The organism is Corynebacterium sp. (assembly GCF_030152825.1).
In the GTDB taxonomy this organism is placed as follows: domain Bacteria; phylum Actinomycetota; class Actinomycetes; order Mycobacteriales; family Mycobacteriaceae; genus Corynebacterium.
In genome coordinates this window covers 1-17,946 of the sequence record NZ_JASLIP010000057.1, presented here as the reverse complement: position 1 = coordinate 17,946, position 17,946 = coordinate 1, and the positions used below count along the sequence as shown (strand labels likewise).

Here is a 17,946-nt window from a genome sequence, read left to right as displayed (position 1 = left end):
GCGGAAGCTTTAAATAGGGCATAAAGAAAGGGCGGGGCCCACGTTTACTACGTGGGCCCCGCCCTTAGCCTTTCCCGGCGGCTAGTGGCAGTTGGAACTAGCGCCGGTACTCAAGCGAGCTGTGCGCCTTGTGGCGTTTAGTCCTCGTTGCGGGACTCCAGCTCGGCACGGTTGGCCTCCTGGAGACGCTCGAACATCTGCTTGCGCTCCAGCGCGTTGCGGTGCTCGATCTCCTGGGCCTTCTCGGCGATCTCCGGGGAGTCGGGGCTGAACCAGCCACCACGGCCCGGCTTGCCAGCCGCACCGAGGTCGTTCGGCTGGGTCGGCACGTATGCGCCCTGGTACTCCAGCGGGATGGCGTGGCCGTGCTCGTCGACGCCACCGAGCGGCTGGTGGACCTCGATGAACTCGCCAGACGGCAGCTGACGGATGGTACCGGTCTCGATACCGTGCTCCAAGATCTCTCGGTCGCGACGCTGCAGACCAACGCAGATGCGGTGGGTGACGAAGTACGCGATCGGAGGCAGCACGATCAGACCGATGCGGCCGACCCAGGTCATCACGTTCAGCGAGATGTCGAAGAAGTGAGCGACGTGGTCGTTACCACCAGAGACGGTCAGCAGGGCGTAGAAGACCAGCGCCATGACGCCGAGGCCGGTGCGGACGGGGACGTCGCGCGGACGCTGCAGCAGGTTGTGGTGTGCAGTGTCGCCGGTCATCTTCTGCTCGATCCACGGGTAGGCGACCAGCAGCGCGACCAGCAGGCCGAGCAGCAGAGCAACCCAGAAGACAGAGGCGATGGTGTAGTTACCGAGGTACAGCTCCCATGCCGGCATGACACGGGCTGCACCATCAGTCCACAGCATGTAGACGTCCGGCTGGGAACCAGCGGAGACCTGGGAGGGGTTGTACGGGCCAATGTTCCAAATACCGTTAATCTGGAAGACACCGGCTAGCAGTGCCACGACACCGAAGGTGATCAGGCCGAAGGAAGCAGCCTTGACGCCGAAGACCGGGAGGATTCGGACACCGACAACGTTGTTCTCGGTGCGACCCGGTCCAGGGAACTGGGTGTGCTTCTGGAACCAGACCAGAGCCAGGTGAGCGGCGATCAGAGCCAGCAGGATGCCAGGAATCAGCAGCACGTGCGCGATATACAGGCGCGGGATGATGATGTCGCCCGGGAAGTCACCGGCGAACATGATCCAGTGCATCCAGGTGCCGATGATCGGCAGGGAGATCACGATTGCAGACATGATTCGCAGACCCACACCGGAGAGCAGGTCGTCCGGCAGGGAGTAGCCCATGAAGCCCTCGGCGATCGACAGCAGCAGAAGCAGGCAGCCGATAACCCAGTTGGCCTCACGTGGCTTGCGGAATGCACCCGTGAAGAAGATGCGCATCATGTGAACCATGATGGACACGGAGAACAGCAGTGCTGCCCAGTGGTGGACCTGGCGAATGAACAGGCCGCCACGCACCTCGAAGGTGATATCGAGAGCCGTGTGGTAAGCGGCGGACATCTCCACACCGTTGAGCGGTGCGTAGGCGCCGTCGTAAATGACCTTCGACATGGATGGGTCGAAGAACAGGGTCAGGTAAACACCCGACAGGATCAGAATGATGAAGGAGTAGAGCGCGATCTCACCGAGCATGAAGGACCAGTGAGTCGGGAACACCTTGTTGATCTGCGGGCGGATTACCCCAGACGCGGTGTAGCGCTCATCGATGTTGTTTGCGGCCTGCGCGAGGCGGCCTTGTTGCTTAGTGGTCATGACCTACGCTCCCAGAATGCCGGGCCAACAGGCTCGATGAAGTTGCCCTTGGCGATGAGGTACCCTTCCTCGTCCACCGTGATCGGCAGCTCTGGCAGTGCACGTGCGGCTGGGCCGAAGACCGGCTTGCCGTACTGCAGTGCGTCGAACTGGGACTGGTGGCACGGGCAAAGAATACGGTTGGTCTGCTGCTCGTACAGGGACGTCGGGCAACCAATGTGCGTACAGATCTTGGAGAACGCAATGTAGTCGCCGTAGTGGAAGTCTTCCTGGCCGGCACGCTGGACAGCACGCAGAGCATCCTCGTGGCGCAGGCGGATCAGCATGACCGCGTTGCGGGAACCGTGGATGGAGTGCATGTGGTCCTCGTAGACCTCTGCCTTGGAGTCGTACTTGTCGCCGTCGTTGACCATGCTTTCGGTCATTGGGAAGACGGTCTCCATGGCGCCAGCGTCCAGGTCCTCCGGACGGACGCGGACCAGGCGGGAGATGCCCTTGGTGCTCCAGTGGCCGTCGTGGTTCTCAGCCACGGCGCCGGTGTCGCGGGCCAGGTACAGCTTCTCGCCCTGCTCGTGCAGGGTCCAGCCGGTGGTCCACAGGGTGCCGTCGCCGGCGATGCCCATTGCGCCGCGCTTCCACGGGTTCTTCACGATGCCACCCATTGGGAGGATGATCGCGAGACCAGCGAGTGCGGCACCACCTGCGGCCAGGCCAGCGATAACCGGGCGGCGGCCGAGGGTGGAGGTCTTCCAGGAGTCGTTCAGGAGGGCCACGAGGGTGCGGCGGTCGACCTCGTCAGACGGGCCGTCGTGGCGGGTCTGAACGGAGATCTCCTCCGGAATGAAGCTCTTGGTGTAGGCCGCAACACCCATGCCCAGCAGGGTGATGGACAGACCAGAGGTAATACCCAGCAGCGGGGTGTAGAAGGTGTACCACCACAGGCCCTCTTCATCCATGTGCTTGTACTCCCACGGCCAGAAGAGGTAGATGGCAACGAATGCCAGGCCGAGGACGATGGAGAGGATCAGGTAGGTGGCAACCCGACGGGAGGCACGCTTCTCAGCCGGATCGTTCTCGATCGGGAAGCGTTCCTTGCGGTAAGCGACGGTCACGCCGTCCAGCTCGGTGCCGAGGCGGGCGAGGTCTTCCTCGCTCATCTGTGCCAGCTCGGCATCAGTGTACTTATTCTTCAATTCGCTCATGACCGGGTTCCAATCCACATCGCGAAGGCGATCATCACGATGATGCCTCCGAACCACATCAGCATGCCCTCGCTAACGGGACCCAGACCGCCGAGGCCGTAGCCACCCGGGTTCGGGGTTTCCTTCGCGTTCTTCACGAAGGCGATGATGTCCTTCTTCTCGTCAGCGGTCAGCTGGCGATCAGAGAACTTCGGCATGTTCTGCGGGCCAGTCAGCATGGCCTGGTAGATCTCCTGCTCGTTCGCGTGGTCCAGGGTCGGAGCGAACTTACCGGAGGACAGTGCGCCACCACGGCCAGTGAAGTTGTGGCAGGAGGCACAGTTCAGACGGAAGAGGTCGGAACCGCGGGCCACGTCGGCCGGGTTGATCTCACCGTCGGCGGTGCTCTTACCGCGGAGGGACTCCATGGCGATGGAGCCGTCCTCGTTGCGGACGATGCCCGGGCCGCCACCGTTGGCGTTGACGTATGCCGCCAGAGCCAGGGTCTGCTGCTCGGAGTAACGCGGCTGCTTACGCTTTGCCTGCGCCTCGTTGCGCAGCATCGGCATGCGGCCGGAGTGGACCTGGAAGTACACGGAGCCCTCGCCGACACCGATCAGCGAAGGACCACGCCCCTCCTGGCCCTGGAGGTTGGCACCGTGGCAGGTGATACATGCCACTTCGTAAATTTCCTTACCCTGCTGGACCAGTGCGGTCTCGTCCTGCTGTGCCGTAGCAGTGTTCGGGTCCGGAGTGAGGGCATTAGCCAGGAATCCCGCGCCGGTCAGTCCGACGACGAGAGCGAATGCCCCGGCAAGCACCTTGCGGAGCTTGCGGCGCCGCCGTGCGGCCCCTGGGGAACGCTGTGCGCCGGTTGCTGCACCGGTGCTCGCGTTGTTGTTAGAGGTATCCATCTTGTTCCCTTTAACTCGTCAATGGAATTGCGATGGGCTGTCGGCCAACCTGAGTTGGCGCTAACGGCCTATTGAACGAAGTAAATCGTGATCCACAGGCCGATCCAGACAACGTCGACGAAGTGCCAGTAATAAGACACGACGACGGCAGCGGTTGCCTGCGCCGGGGTGAACTTGGACTTGAACGTCCTGAGCAACACAACGAGGAACGCAATCACACCGGCCAGCACGTGTGCGCCGTGGAAACCGGTCGTGATGAAGAACACCGAGCCGTAAACGGAGCCCGGGATCGTGGTTCCAGTCTGGACGAAGTGGAAGTACTCGTATCCCTGACCGATAAGGAACACGGTTCCCAGCAACGCCGACAGTGCGTACCAACGACGAAGAGCGAAGACATCCCCCCTCTCAGCCGCGAACACGCCGAACTGCGCAGTCACGGACGAGGAGATCAGGATGATCGTAATCGTCGCCGCGAAAGGCACGTTCAGCTCGGTTGGCTCGGATGGCCAATTGCCTCCCGAGTTGGCCTTGGACACGAAGTACATCGCGAACAGGCCAGCAAAAAACATCAATTCTTGAGACAGGAACACGATCGTGCCGACGCTGACCATGTTCGGTCGGTTCAGCGTCGCAACACGATGTGGTGCTGCCATACCTGGGTTTTCAACTGCGCTTGTCACGTGTCTAAGTATGGCTGTTTTCTGGCAGATAGTCGATTCCCCACGCGTGAAAGCTCAAAGCGGACTGGAAAACAGCAGGTCAAACCTTGGACAAACCTGCCAGCACCCCCCCTTTGGGGGATAGCCGGAACTTTTGGGAACCGCTATCCGACGCACCTCATCGTGGCTGGTCAGCGCATGAGCGGCAGCGGTTTCCTGCTGAGCAAAGGCCCGATTTTGTTCACAGGATTCAGCCAGCAATGCACCATCCCCTCCCCCATCTTGGGCTCGAGCCATGCCTCCGGAGCGCGCTCGCACCTCACCTCTCCCCCGCAGAAGTCGCCGAGATTTGGTTCACAGTGGTGATCCACGCCACCCGCTCACAGGCAACACTAACCTCCTCCGTATTATTTAAAGGAAACAGCTTTGGAAGGGAGCCAACAGGTGGCAACAGAGTCAACCGAACACAGCACATTCACCTCTACCGCTCATGCACTGGGCGCCGAGCAGCTTCCGGAGTCCTACTTCACCTGGCCGGGCCTGCTGGACCGTCTGGGCCGCCGCGAGGAGCTCAGTGAGTCCCAGACCGCTTGGGCGATGAACGAGATCATGGCTGGGCGCGCCAGCGACGTCCTGATCTCCGCCTTTGCCTTTGGCCTTCGGGTGAAGGGCATCACCGCCGCGGAGCTCGCCGCTGCAGCGGAGGCCATGCGCTCCTTCGCCACCCCGGTGGATTTCTCGGGCGTGGACAAGATCGTGGACATCGTGGGCACCGGCGGCGACGGCCGCAATACCGTCAATATCTCCACGATGGCCTCCTTCGTGGTCGCGGGCACGGGCACCAACGTGGTCAAGCACGGTAACCGCAAGGCCTCCTCCCAGTGTGGTGGCGCGGACATGCTCGAGGCGCTCGGCGTGAACATCGAACGCTCCCCCGAGGCCGTAGCGGAGGACCTAAAGGAGACTCACTTCGCATTCCTGTTCTCGAAGGCCTACCACCCGGCCATGCGTTTCGCGGGCCCGGTGCGCAGCGAGCTGAAGGTTCCGACCGTCTTCAACCTGCTCGGCCCCATGACCAACCCGGCAAAGCCCGGCTTCGGCCTCATCGGCTGCGCGTTCAAGGATCTCATGCCGATCATCGGCGGCGCCTTCGCCCACCAGGGCAGCCGCGTGCTCGTCGTTCGTGGCATGGACGGCATGGACGAAATCAGCGTGTGCGCCCCAACCGACGTGGTCACGGTGGATGCCCACGGCCAGACCGGCGAGGAGATCATCAACCCGCGTTCCCTGGGCCTCGACTTCTACGAGGAGGACGCCCTGCGCGGCGGAGATGCCGAGTACAACGCCGAGATCGCCCGCAAGCTCTTCCGCGGCGAGCTCGAGGGCGCGATTAAGGACGCCGTCCTGCTTAACGCCGCCGCAGCGCTGGCCACCGTCGAGGGTTGGGAGGAAGATGGCCTGCAGGCCACACTCAAGCGGAACATCGACCGCGCCCGCGAGAGCCTGGAATCCGGTGCAGCCCTGAAGAAGATGGAAGCGATGATCGCCCGCTAGGAGCCTCATCACTCCCCATTAACCCCCTCGGTCAAGCTTTAAAGCCTGACCCTGGGGTCTTTTTCATTGCTTTTCGGTACAGGTACTCCCCGGGCACTGACTGTCGAACTTCGCGCGCAGGACGACCCCTCGAATCAAACCTGGCCATCGAATCGAGCACAGCGACGTTGCCAACATCGAGTCCCAGGGAACCTGGAAATTCAGGGCCAGGTTCCGAAATGCAGAACGCGGCCGGGTTCCCGTCGAGGGATCCCGGCCGCGGACTTAAAGCGTGTGAACGCTTAAGCGTTTAGTGGTCGTCGCGAGCGACACCGTACTGGAGGTTCATCATGACAGCACCCCAGATCAGGAAGATTACGCCGGCCACGATCAGCCAGAAGTGCCAGAAGGCCAGACCGTAAGCAACCATCATGACTGCGATGGTCAGCTGCAGCGGCCAGATGGAACCAGCGGAGAAGAAGCCCAGCACGCCAGCGCCGTCCTCAATCTCAGCCATCTCCCAGTCGGACGGGCCGATGTCAGTCTTGTTGTCGGTCAGGTGCAGGTACACCGCCAGCATCAGCGACAGCAGCAGGGCCAGGGTGAAGCCGGTGACACCAGCCCACTCGGTACCCAGCACGCGGTTGGTCTCGACCAGGTACTTGGTGCCCAGGATGTACGCGACGTCCATGACCAAGAAGAACACGGCGAGGCCGTAGAAAAGCTTTGCTCCGGAAGTCATCTTTACCTCTTTCTCTAGTTAGGAACTCGCGCGGTGCCCTTAGGCGGCGTTGCGGTCCGTCATGTTCTCGCCGGCCTCACGGGTAGCCGTGCGGTCGGAAACGAATGGGTGGGTAGAGGTGGAGTACGGAGCTTCACCGATGGACTTCAGAGCCTCGGAGTTCGGGGCCTCCGGGTTGTCCTGACGGAACTTGACGTAGTCCGCGAACTTCTCCGGGGAGACGACGCGCAGCTCGAAGTTCATCATGGAGTGGTAGGTACCGCACATCTCGGCACAGCGACCGACGAATGCTCCCTCTTCCTTGATCTCGGAGATCTGGAAGCGACGCTCAGACTGGTTTGCCTCCGGGTGCGGGAACACGTCGCGCTTGAAGAGGAACTCTGGGATCCAGAAGGAGTGTGCAACGTCCGCGGAAGCGAGGTTGAACTCGATTGCGGTGTTGGACGGAACAACCAGGACCGGAACCTCGTCGGTGGAGCCGACGGTCTCGATCTTGTTGAAGTTCAGGTAGCTGTAGTCTTCCTTCGAGCGGCCGTGGATCGGACCGACACCGTGGTTGGTGTTGGAGCGGATCTCGTACTTGGAGTCCTCAGCGCGCTGCTGAGCTTCCTTGTCGACACCCTCGTAGTCCTGGCCGCCCAGCAGCTCGCCGTTGATCTCGCCGTAACCGAACTTCCAGTTCCACTGGTAGCCGGTGACGTCGACCTTGACCTTCGGGTCCTTATCCAGGGCGGTAACGCTGTCCTGGGTCTGGATGTTGAAGAAGAACAGGACCATGACGATCAGAACCGGAACGGTGGTGAGCACCAGCTCGAGCGGGACGTTGTAGCCCGTCTGACGTGGGAATTCCTCGTTGTCACCACGACGGGAGCGAGCCTTGCTGGAGTAGCGACCCATGACGAAGAACATCAGGGCCCACATGATGATACCGATGATCCAGGCGGTCACCCAGACCCAGACCCAGTAGTTGCCCATCTGCTCAGCCTCCGGGGTGATACCCATCGGCCAGCCCATGCGGAGAGCATGGAAAAAGCCGTTCTCCGGGGGCGCGACGTTACAACCAGCAAGGGCGAGGCCGGACAGGCCGAGCGTCCCTGCCATAGCAATACGGCGAGTCATACCGTGCACTTTTCGCTGTTCCACGCGATTATGCCTTCCTCGTTCACACGTTCATAGCCTTGGGTTTTTCGGCGTTATCGCTCGTGGTAAGCGCACGCTTGTTGCGCCCAAGACTGCTTCACTAGAGAACTTTAGACCATATACAGCGAATTGCCACTATTCGTTGCGGTGGGTGCCACTTTTTGGGGGTTTCCTGTGAGCCCCTCCCCCCGTCCGGGGCAACTTGCCCGTTTTCTGCCCCGCGCGCCAGCTAGGACGAGCGCCCCCGAGCGCGTAGTTTGTAGTCTAACCGACCTGGCTCGCGACCGCTTCTGCCCCGCGCGTCAGTTTATATAGTCCCCGATGATTCAGGAGTAGTAAAGCACCCTATGTGTGGCCTACTTGGTTTACTGTCCGCCGACGGCACTGCCAACACCTTCACCGACCCGGTCGCTGAGGCGCTGCCGTGCATGCGTCACCGTGGTCCGGACGATAGCGGCACCTGGAATGACGACGATGTGGTCTTCGGCTTCAACCGCCTGTCCATCATCGACCTGGAGCACTCCCACCAGCCGCTGCAGTGGGGCCCTTCGGATCAGCCGAACCGCTACTCCATGACCTTCAACGGCGAGATCTACAACTACGTCGAGCTCCGCGAGGAGCTCCAGAAGTTGGGTTATTCCTTTAATACCGGTGGCGACGGTGAGCCGATCGTCGTTGGTTTCCACCACTGGGGCGCCGATGTGGTCAACCACCTGCGTGGCATGTTCGGCATCGCGATCTGGGATTCGGTGGAGCGCCGCCTGTTCCTCGCTCGGGATCCGTTCGGCATCAAGCCGATGTACCTGGCGTCGACGGATAAGGCGACGGTCTTCTCCTCCGAGAAGAAGTGCATTCTTTCCCTTGCGGACGCCATCGGCCTGAACCTCGATCTGGATCCGCGGGCTATTGCTCACTACACGGATCTGCAGTATGTCCCGGAGCCGGAGAGTCTGCACAAGAACATCTTCCGTCTGGAGTCCGGCTCCCGCGCGTTCGTCACTCCCCCAGCGGAGGGCGCGCAAGGCGGCTGCACCATCGAGGAGGAGCGCTACTTCGAGCCGAAGTTCCCGGTGGCCAAGGTCCCGGCGGGCGGCGAGGATGCCCTCTTCCAGCGCATCGCCGAGGCCCTGGAGGATTCCGTGGCCAAGCACATGCGCGCGGACGTCACGGTGGGCTCCTTCCTCTCCGGCGGCATCGACTCCACAGCCATCGCTACCCTGGCGAAGCGCCACAACCCGGACCTGCTGACCTTCACCACCGGTTTCCAGCGCGAGGGTTACTCCGAGGTGGACGTCGCTGCGGAGTCTGCTGCGGCGATCGGCGCGGAGCACATCGTCAAGGTGGTCAGCCCAGAAGAGTTCGCCGACGCGGTGCCGAAGATCATGTGGTACCTGGACGACCCGGTCGCCGACCCGGCGCTGGTGCCGCTGTACTTCGTGGCAGCGGAGGCCCGCAAGCACGTGAAGGTTGTGCTCTCCGGCGAGGGCGCGGACGAGCTCTTCGGTGGCTACACCATTTATAAGGAGCCTTTGAGCCTCGCCCCGTTCGAGAAGATTCCTAGCCCTATTAATAAGGTGCTGGCGAAGCTGGGCGACGCACTGCCGGAGGGCGTGCGCGGTAAGTCGCTGCTGCAGCGGGGCACGATGTCCATGGAGGAGCGTTACTACGGTAACGCCCGCTCCTTCAACTACGAGCAGCTGGAGCGCGTGCTGCGCGAGGTGCGCCCGGAGTGGGATCACCGCGAGGTGACCGCCCCGATCTACGCGAAGTCGAAGGACATGGATCCGGTGGCTCGCATGCAGCACCTGGATCTGTTCACCTGGCTGCGCGGGGACATCCTGGTCAAGGCGGACAAGATCACGATGGCAAACTCCCTGGAGCTGCGCGTCCCGTTCCTGGACAAGGTCGTTTTCGACGTCGCGGAGACCCTCCCGATCGATATGAAAATCTCCCACGGGACGACGAAGTACGCGCTGCGTAAGGCGATGGAGCGCATCGTTCCGGAGCACGTGCTCAACCGCAAGAAGCTAGGCTTCCCGGTGCCGATCCGCCACTGGTTGGCCGGCGAGGAGCTCTACGGCTGGGCGAAGAAGCACATCGAGGATTCCCAGACGGATCACATCTTCAACAAGGCCGAGGTGCTGGCGATGCTCGAGGAGCACCGCACGGCGATGAACTCCGGTTCCGGCCCGGATCACTCCCGCCGCATGTGGACGGTGCTGGCGTTCATGATCTGGCACGGCATTTTCGTGGAGAAGCGCATCGACCCGGGCATCAGCGAGCAGGACTACCCGGTGAAGATCTAAGACCGCTGCGTCCCGGGGAATCCGGGGTCTAGGGCAATCCCCCCGGCCCTAAAGCTCCTCCCCGGCGCCAGCGGCTGCTTCCCCGGCGCATAGGTCCAGCCCTTCGGTCAGGCTCCTCTGGCTGCTGAACCTCCCCCTGCAATACAAAACGCCGCGGTCCCACTCATCGTGGGGCCGCGGCGTTTTCGCCGTCTTCCCTCTTTCGCTACCCCGCAGCCGCGGGGTCGAGGGGGCTTCTTCGGCTTAGGAGAAGGAGTCGCCGCAGGCGCAGGAGCCGCTGGCGTTCGGGTTATCAATCGTAAAGCCCTGGGACTCGATGGTGTCCGCGAAGTCGATCTTCGCGCCCATCAGGTACGGGGCGGACATGCGGTCGACGACCAGGTTCACGCCGTCGTACTCGTCCTTCAGGTCCCCGTCCAGGGAGCGGTCATCGAAGAACAGCTGGTAACGCAGGCCAGCGCAGCCACCTGGCTGAACCGCGATGCGCAGCGCCAGGTCGTCGCGACCCTCCTGGGCCAGCAGGGAGTTTGCCTTGGACACAGCGGCGTCGGTCAGCTCGACACCCGTGACCTTCTCTGGGGCAGTCATATTTCCTCCTCATTAAGGATGGTTTCGATGCTCGTTTAGGTTACTCGCGAAGCGGTGCGAATTCCACAACTTCACGCTCCGTCCTCCGTTACAACGGGCAGCACCGCAAAACTATTCCATCCTTTTGATAGCCCCCTGATTCTGCTCTAGCCTAAGAGGCGTGAAAAAGTCGCGTAAGAAGAGCACATCCACCGACGCTGCCGCCAGCACCGTCGCAGCATCCGCCGAGGCCACCCCGGAAGCTGAGGACAAGCAGCCGAGCAACAAGGCCTTCACCCCGCCGAAGGGCCGGCCGACCCCGAAGCGCAACGAGCAGGAGCGCCAGGCCGGCGTGCGCCGCGGTCCCTATCAGGGCCCGGAGACCCCAGCCGAGGCCCGCAAGCGCCGCAAGGAGCTCAAGACCTCCATGTCCAAGGAGGAGTACAAGGAGCTCAAGGCCAAGGAGCGCCGGGAGCGAGAGGCCGAGCGCCGCCACATCAACGAGCGCATGATGGCCGGCGACGAGCGCTACCTCATGGACCGCGATAAGGGCCCGGAGCGCCGCTTCGTCCGCGACTGGGTGGATTCCCACCGCTACCTCGGCAACTTCTTCATGCCAATCGCGCTGGTCGTGGTCCTAATCATGGTGATCGGCCTGCGCAAGCCGATGCTGGCGAACACCGCTTCCCTGGTGATGTTCGGCATCCTGATCCTCATGGTCATCGAGGGCATCATGCTGGGCCGCAAGGTCAACCGCCTGGTGCGCGAGAAGTACCCGGATACCACGCTGGGTAAGTTCGGCCTGGGCATGTACGCCTTCGGCCGCGCGACGATGATCCGCAAGATGCGCAACCCTGCCCCGCAGGTGGAGATCGGCGAGGACGTTCGCTAGATGGCAGTGGACTTCTCGGCCGTGGAAGCAGTCGATCCGACGCGGGTTGCAGAGGCGACCCGCCGGTTGGAGGCGACGACGATGGCTGCCGGCGGTGGCCGTGCGAGTTTGGGGGAGCTGGCCGCCTGGGGTGGTTGGTTGGCGGCCTGCCAGGGCCGGGAGCTGCCCGCCGCGCTGGGGCGCGTGACCTTGGCGGTCGTCGCTGGTGAGCCAGCCACGACGCCTGCCGTGTCCATTCTTCCCGAGGATTCTCTGGCCCAGGTGGGCGAGCTGTATGCCTCGGGTCGTTCCCCCGTCGCCGCCGCTGCGGTGGCCCAGGATGTTCGGGTGGAGTTTATCGACGCCAACGCCGCGGCCGCCGATCAGCTTTCCACCGAGACGGAATCCCCTGGGGCGGAGTTCGGCATCGAGGAGTGGCTGGCGGCCGGTGCGGCCTTCGCGGACGCGGAGGCGGATAAGGGCACGGAGCTGCTGCTGCTCGGCGACTTCGGTCCGGGCACTACAACCGCGGCCGCGACAATCATCGGCGCGATCTGCGGGATCGAGCCGGTCAAGGTCATCGGCTGGGGTTCCGGCATTGATGACCAGGGCTGGCGGCGCAAGGTTGCCCAGATCCGCGATGGCATGTTCGCGGTGCGGGATGTGCGCACCGAGCCCCGCGAGATCCTCGCCCGGGCGGCAACGCCCCATATCGGGGTGCTGACCGGGGTCCTCGCGCAGGCCGCGATCCGCCGCACGCCGGTGATCTTCGACGGAGCGGGCTGCGCGGCGGCCGCGCTGTGCGCGCAGATGCTTGCCCCCACCGCTCGCGACTGGTGGCAGCCGGCCTCCCCTGGCACGGAACCGGCGATCGTGCCGGCGCTCGGTGCGTTGGGCTTAAGCCCAATCCTGCCGACCGGTATCGGCCTGGGCCAGGGCGCGGGCACGCTGCTCGCGCTGCCGCACCTGCGCCTGGCCACGCAGTTCGCCGAGGGCGAGGCCTAGCCGCACTCCCCTGATCAGCGCTACGCCCGGCTGCACGGCAGAACGGGCAGCCCAAGGGCCCACATCTGCCAACGCTTGAGGCCCCGGCCCCACCGAAAGATGGTGGCCCGGGGCCTCAAGCGCTCTCCACCACCGCGCGAGGCGCCTACGGAGCTACTGCGTTACTGCAGGTCCTCAGCCGGAACCAGGGTGTGCAGCCAGCCGTGCTTGTCCTCCACGGCACCGCGCTGGATGCCGGTGAGGTGGTCGCGCAGGCGCATGGTGACCTCGCCGGTTTGAGCACCGTTGATGTCGTACCCACCGCCGGCGTACTTCACGGAGCCCACCGGGGTGACCACGGCGGCGGTGCCGCAGGCCAGCACCTCGGAGAGCATGCCGGAGTTCGCGGCCTGCTCCCACTCCTCGATGGAGATTCGGCGCTCGTTGACGTTGTAACCCAGGTCCCGGGCGACCTGGATCAGGGAGTCGCGGGTGACCCCCGGCAGCAGGGAGCCGGAGAGCTCTGGCGTGATGACCTCGGCGTTCTCCCCCTCGCCGAAGACGAACATGAGGTTCATGCCGCCCATCTCCTCGACCCACTTGCGCTCGACGGCGTCCAGCCACACAACCTGGTCGCAGCCTTGCTCGGCGGCCTGCGCCTGGGCCATGAGGGAACCGGCGTAGTTACCGGCGCACTTCGCGGCACCGGTGCCGCCGGGCGCGGCGCGCACGTACTCGGTGGACAGCCACACGCTCACCGGCTTGATGCCGCCGGTGAAGTAGGCGCCCGCCGGGGAGGCGATGACCATGTAGGTGTAGGTCTTGGACGGCTGGACACCCAGGTGCACGTCCCGAGCGATCATCAGCGGGCGCAGGTACAGCGCGGCCTCGCCGCCTGCCGCTGGCACCCACTCGTGGTCGATGGCGACCAGCTGCTTCAGGGACTCGAGGAACAGCTCCTCCGGCAGCGGGGCCATGCCCAGGCGCTCAGCGGAGCGCGCCATGCGCTGGGCGTTCTGCTCCGGGCGGAAGGTGGCGATGCTGCCGTCCGGCTGGCGGTAAGCCTTAATACCTTCGAAGATGGCCTGGCCGTAGTGGAAGACCATGCTGGCCGGGTCCATGGTCAGCGGACCGTAGGGCTCGACGCGGGCGTTGTGCCAGCCGATCTCCTCGTCGTAGTCGATGAGGACCATGTGGTCGGTGAAGTGGACGCCAAAGCCCGGGTTCTCGAGGACCTTGGCGATATCCGCCGAGGAGGTGCGGTTCTCGTTCGGCGTGACGGTGAAGCTCAGATTGGTGTTTGGTGCGGTGGTGTTCGGTGTGCTTTCGCTCATGCTTACAACCATAGTTCCTCGAAAAATTGTGAGTACAGTTGATGGTGCATTAGTGAGAATCTGCGTTGCGAAAGGATTGATTTTCGATCATGTCGACTCAGCCAGGCCAGCCGATCGCGCTGGATCCCGTCCAGACTTATTCCGCCCTGCCGAACCGTGGCACGATGCCGGCGATTGACCTCGTCGCGGAGCTTCCGGCAGATGCGGAGGTGGACACGCTGATCGTCCCGGTGTTCCAGGGCGCTAATGGCCTGGAGCTGGCCGCCACGGGTTCGGGCCTGCTGAGCAAGGAGCAGGAGATCACCCTGTGGCGCGTGCTCACCAGTGTGGGCGCCACCGGTAAGCGCGAGGAGCTCACCCCGGTGCCGGGCGAGCTGCTGGCCACTGAGGGCAAGGCCCCGGCGACGAAGATCCTGGCCCTGGGCCTGGGTGATATCGACGAGTCCACGGACGAGGACATCCGCGAGCTCGCGGGCGTGGCCTCCCGCGCTGCGGGGCTGGGTTCGAAGGTCGTCTCTAGCCTCGGCCTGATTTCCCCGGAGGCCGCGCTGGTCGGTCACGCCCTGGGTGGTTACCGTTTCGCTGGATTCAAGGGAGCTTCCGCCAAGGACGCCGCTGGCCAGGGTGCAGCGTCCGAGGACAAGGACGCCGACGCCTCCGACTCCCCCGCCACCATCACGGTGCTCGCCCGCGAGGCGGACGCCGCCCTGCTGGCCCAGGCTCAGGTTGACGCCGCCGCGGTTGCGCTGGCCCGTGACTTCGTGAATACCCCGGCGAATTTCCTGTACCCGGAGACCTATGCCAACACGATCCGCGAGATCGCCGAGGCCGTCGGGCTGGGCGTCGAAATCCTGGATGAAAAGGAGTTGGAGGAAAAGGGCTACGGCGGCATCGTCGGCGTCGGTAAGGGCAGCGAGCACGCACCGCGCCTGGTGCGCCTGACCCACGAGCCGTCCGCGGATAACGAGGCACCGCAGGTCGCGCTGGTCGGTAAGGGCGTGACCTTCGATACCGGCGGTATCTCGCTGAAGCCGGGCGCGAATATGTGGGACATGATTTCGGACATGGGTGGCTCCGCGGCTGTCGTCGCCACGATAGTGGCGGCTGCGCGCCTGGACCTGCCGATGAAGGTCATCGCCACGATTCCGCTGGCAGAGAACACCCCGAGCTCCACCGCAACCCGCCCGGGTGACGTGCTGCGTCACTACAACGGCCTGACCACTGAGGTGCTGAACACGGACGCGGAGGGCCGCCTGATCCTGGCAGATGCGATGGCACGTGCCTGCGAGGATGAGCCGGATTACCTCATCGAGACCGCAACCCTGACCGGCGCGCAGATGGTGGCGCTGGGCAACCGCACCCCGGGTGTCATGGGTTCCATCGCCTTCCGCGACAAGGTGGCGGAGCTCTCCCAGGAGGTCGGCGAGAACGGCTGGGCTATGCCGCTGCCGCCTGAGCTCGGCGAGGCGCTGAAGTCCGATGTGGCCGACCTGCGCAATATCTCCCCCAGCCGTTGGGGTGGCATGTCGGTGGCTGGCCACTACTTGGCCAACTTCGTGACCGAGGGCGTGGAGTGGGTGCACATCGATATCGCCGGCCCGGCGTATAACACCGAGGGCGCGTTCGGCTACACCCCGAAGCGCGGCACGGGCGTGCCGGTGCGCACGATTCTGGCGACCCTGCGCCACCTGGCAGGGACTACCAAGGAGGGCTAAGCCCCAAACCCTGGTCCCCCTTGGGCTAGAACTGCCCGGGGCCAGGGTCTCCCCCGGAGGGCTAAGACTCCTCTTCCTCGCGGCGCGCCTGCTCCATGCGGGCGCGCCGTTCGCGCTGTTCCAGGCGCTTTTTGATCAACCGGTCGCGCTCGATGCGGTCGCGCATGCGCTGCGGGTAGCCGGTCTCTTCGGCGAAGTAGAGGGGGATGCCGAGCTTCTTGGCGACCACGTCGATGCCCTTCGGCCCGCCGATCTTGCGGCGCGTCCAGTCGCCAGAGCCGTCGACGAGAACGACCGACATCTCGTTGATGAGGGTCTCGGGTTCCACGAAGCCCTCCACCCCACCTGCCTGGCCGCCATGCTGCGCGGACCAGGTGCTCAGGTACTCCAAATCACGTGCGCGAATGGTGTCTCCGGGCGCACGCGGTGGCTTGGTCTGATTCTTGCCGGATCGGCCAAAAAGATTGAACACAGCTCACTATTCTAGGCAGTCGGATTTTCGGTCGGGGCTGGGCGCGTCGAAACTTGCTTGAGAGCGTACAATTGTTGAGTAACTGGTCTTTAAAACTCGACCACAGCTAGTTTTCGCGTTTCAAGAGGAGCTTCAACACCATGGCGCAGTCCGTCGAAATGCCCGAGTTGGGCGAATCGGTCACTGAGGGCACCATCACCCAGTGGCTGAAGAAGGTTGGCGACAAGGTCGAGGTGGATGAGCCTTTGCTCGAGGTCTCCACCGACAAGGTTGATACCGAGATCCCCTCCCCTGTTGCCGGCGTTCTGCTGAAGGTAATGGCCGAAGAGGACGACACGATCGAGGTCGGTTCCATCATCGCTGAGATCGGCGAGGAGGATGAAGCTCCTTCCTCCGACGACGAGGGCGACGACTCCTCCGACGAGGACGAGGCTGCGGACAGCTCCGACGAGGACGCTGCTGAGGATTCTGACGAGTCTTCTGACGATTCCGATTCCGAGGGTTCCGGTGAGGGCGAGGACGTCACCATGCCGGAGCTCGGCGAATCCGTCACCGAGGGCACCATCACCCAGTGGCTGAAGTCCGTCGGCGACAAGGTCGAGGTCGACGAGCCACTGCTCGAGGTCTCCACCGACAAGGTCGACACCGAAATCCCATCCACGGTCGCAGGCACCCTGGTCGAAATCCTGGCTGACGAGGACGACACCGTCGAGGTCGGCGACGTCATCGCACGCATCGGCGACGGCGAGGCTAAGCCGGCCAAGAAGGAAGAGCCGAAGAAGGAGAAGTCCGAGGACAAGTCTTCCGAGAAGGCTGCGTCGAAGGACGAGCAGAAGTCCGAGGAGAAGGACTCCGGCAAGGACAAGGCCGCGTCCGCTCGTGAGGCTGCGCGCGAGAAGGCTGCGGAGACCACCGCACGCCCGAACGTCGCCGACCGCAGCGAGAAGTCCGGCTCCGCTGGCGAGCCGTCCGGCGATAACCTGCCGTACGTGACCCCGCTGGTCCGCAAGCTGGCTGAGAAGAACAACGTGGACCTCTCCAAGGTCACTGGCACCGGCGTTGGCGGCCGTATCCGCAAGCAGGATGTCCTGGCTGCCGCCGAGGGCGATAACATCACCACCGGCGCGAAGACCAACCTGCCGGCCGGCCCGCGTGCGTCCGCGCACAAGGTCGACCCGAATAAGCAGGAGCTGATCGGCACGACCCAGAAGGTCAACCGCATCCGCGAGATCACGGCACGCACCACCCTGGAGTCCCTGCGCAACTCCGCGCAGCTCACCCAGGTCCACGAGGTCGACATGACCCTGGTCGCCGACCTGCGCGCGAAGTCTAAGAAGGCCTTCCAGGACGCCCACGGCGTGAACCTGACCTTCCTGCCGTTCTTCGCGAAGGCTGCCGTCGAGGCGCTCATCTCCCACCCGAACGTCAACGCGTCCTACAACGCTGAGACCAAGGAGATGACCTACCACGACCGCGTGAACCTGAGCATCGCGGTGGATACCAAGGACGGTCTGCTCTCCCCGGTTATCCACGACGCCCAGGACCTGAGCCTGCCGGAGCTGGCGAAGGCCATCGCGGACATCGCTGACCGCGCGCGCAATAAGAAGCTGAAGCCGAACGACCTGGCCGGCGGCACCTTCACCATCACCAACATCGGTTCCGAGGGCGCCCTGACCGACACCCCGATCCTGGTTCCGCCGCAGGCAGCCATGGTCGGCACCGGTGCGATCGTGAAGCGCCCGGTCGTCCTCAC

The 17,946-nt window shown here is 63.8% G+C and carries 15 protein-coding genes; 6 read left to right on the top strand and 9 right to left on the bottom strand.

Features of this window, described 5'->3' with window-relative positions:
- Nucleotides 1-137: 137 nt before the first annotated feature.
- From Q1V78_RS06710 to Q1V78_RS06695, 4 genes are all read right to left on the bottom strand, one after another.
- Complete coding sequence (locus Q1V78_RS06710) at nt 138-1,775, bottom strand: cytochrome bc complex cytochrome b subunit (RefSeq protein WP_300612930.1); 1,638 nt, start codon at nt 1,773-1,775, stop codon at nt 138-140.
- On the bottom strand, nt 1,772-2,977 hold the full coding sequence (locus Q1V78_RS06705; RefSeq protein ID WP_300612928.1) for a ubiquinol-cytochrome c reductase iron-sulfur subunit: 1,206 nt from the start codon (nt 2,975-2,977) through the stop codon (nt 1,772-1,774). The genes Q1V78_RS06710 and Q1V78_RS06705 overlap by 4 nt, the downstream gene beginning before the upstream one ends.
- The gene (locus Q1V78_RS06700) at nt 2,974-3,870 is read right to left on the bottom strand and encodes a cytochrome c (RefSeq protein WP_300612926.1); all 897 of its coding nucleotides are present in this window, start codon (nt 3,868-3,870) and stop codon (nt 2,974-2,976) included. Before Q1V78_RS06700 ends, Q1V78_RS06705 begins: the two co-directional genes overlap by 4 nt.
- 68 nt (nt 3,871-3,938) lie before the next feature.
- On the bottom strand, nt 3,939-4,550 hold the full coding sequence (locus Q1V78_RS06695; RefSeq protein ID WP_300612924.1) for a heme-copper oxidase subunit III: 612 nt from the start codon (nt 4,548-4,550) through the stop codon (nt 3,939-3,941).
- A gap of 423 nt (nt 4,551-4,973) precedes the next feature.
- Here Q1V78_RS06695 and trpD point away from each other — a divergent pair, with 423 nt between their 5' ends.
- The gene (gene trpD, locus Q1V78_RS06690; RefSeq protein WP_300612922.1) at nt 4,974-6,083 is read left to right on the top strand and encodes an anthranilate phosphoribosyltransferase; all 1,110 of its coding nucleotides are present in this window, start codon (nt 4,974-4,976) and stop codon (nt 6,081-6,083) included.
- A gap of 289 nt (nt 6,084-6,372) precedes the next feature.
- On the opposite strand, the gene Q1V78_RS06685 is transcribed toward trpD, so the two are convergent.
- Nucleotides 6,373-6,804 carry a cytochrome c oxidase subunit 4 gene (locus tag Q1V78_RS06685; protein WP_300612920.1) on the bottom strand — a complete coding sequence of 144 codons (432 nt, stop codon included), beginning with the start codon at nt 6,802-6,804 and terminating at the stop codon, nt 6,373-6,375.
- 39 nt (nt 6,805-6,843) lie between these two features.
- Nucleotides 6,844-7,947: a cytochrome c oxidase subunit II gene (locus Q1V78_RS06680; RefSeq protein WP_300612918.1), complete on the bottom strand. Its 1,104-nt coding sequence runs from the start codon at nt 7,945-7,947 to the stop codon at nt 6,844-6,846.
- Nucleotides 7,948-8,291: 344 nt separating this feature from the next.
- Here Q1V78_RS06680 and asnB point away from each other — a divergent pair, with 344 nt between their 5' ends.
- Entirely contained in the window at nt 8,292-10,250 is a 1,959-nt protein-coding gene (asnB, locus tag Q1V78_RS06675; protein ID WP_300612916.1) for an asparagine synthase (glutamine-hydrolyzing), read from the top strand.
- Nucleotides 10,251-10,493: 243 nt separating this feature from the next.
- Here asnB and Q1V78_RS06670 read toward each other — a convergent pair whose 3' ends face one another.
- The gene (locus Q1V78_RS06670) at nt 10,494-10,838 is read right to left on the bottom strand and encodes an iron-sulfur cluster assembly accessory protein (RefSeq protein ID WP_300612914.1); all 345 of its coding nucleotides are present in this window, start codon (nt 10,836-10,838) and stop codon (nt 10,494-10,496) included.
- 160 nt (nt 10,839-10,998) lie between these two features.
- On the opposite strand from Q1V78_RS06670, the gene Q1V78_RS06665 reads away from it, so the two are divergent.
- A complete protein-coding gene (locus Q1V78_RS06665; protein ID WP_300612912.1) occupies nt 10,999-11,709 on the top strand; it encodes a DUF3043 domain-containing protein in 711 nt (236 codons plus the stop codon).
- Nucleotides 11,710-12,693, top strand: a complete 984-nt coding sequence (locus tag Q1V78_RS06660; RefSeq protein WP_300612910.1) for a nicotinate-nucleotide--dimethylbenzimidazole phosphoribosyltransferase — start codon at nt 11,710-11,712, stop codon at nt 12,691-12,693.
- Nucleotides 12,694-12,854: 161 nt separating this feature from the next.
- On the opposite strand, the gene Q1V78_RS06655 is transcribed toward Q1V78_RS06660, so the two are convergent.
- A complete protein-coding gene (locus Q1V78_RS06655) occupies nt 12,855-14,018 on the bottom strand; it encodes a branched-chain amino acid aminotransferase (RefSeq protein ID WP_300612908.1) in 1,164 nt (387 codons plus the stop codon).
- 77 nt (nt 14,019-14,095) lie between these two features.
- Here Q1V78_RS06655 and Q1V78_RS06650 point away from each other — a divergent pair, with 77 nt between their 5' ends.
- Complete coding sequence (locus tag Q1V78_RS06650) at nt 14,096-15,721, top strand: leucyl aminopeptidase (RefSeq protein ID WP_300612907.1); 1,626 nt, start codon at nt 14,096-14,098, stop codon at nt 15,719-15,721.
- A 61-nt stretch (nt 15,722-15,782) separates the two neighbouring features.
- Here the strand turns inward: Q1V78_RS06650 and Q1V78_RS06645 are convergent, their stop codons facing one another.
- A complete protein-coding gene (locus Q1V78_RS06645) occupies nt 15,783-16,193 on the bottom strand; it encodes a hypothetical protein (RefSeq protein ID WP_300612905.1) in 411 nt (136 codons plus the stop codon).
- Between the two features lie 140 nt (nt 16,194-16,333).
- On the opposite strand from Q1V78_RS06645, the gene sucB reads away from it, so the two are divergent.
- The coding region (sucB, locus tag Q1V78_RS06640) for a 2-oxoglutarate dehydrogenase, E2 component, dihydrolipoamide succinyltransferase (protein ID WP_300612903.1) at nt 16,334-17,946 on the top strand (1,613 nt) is incomplete at its 3' end.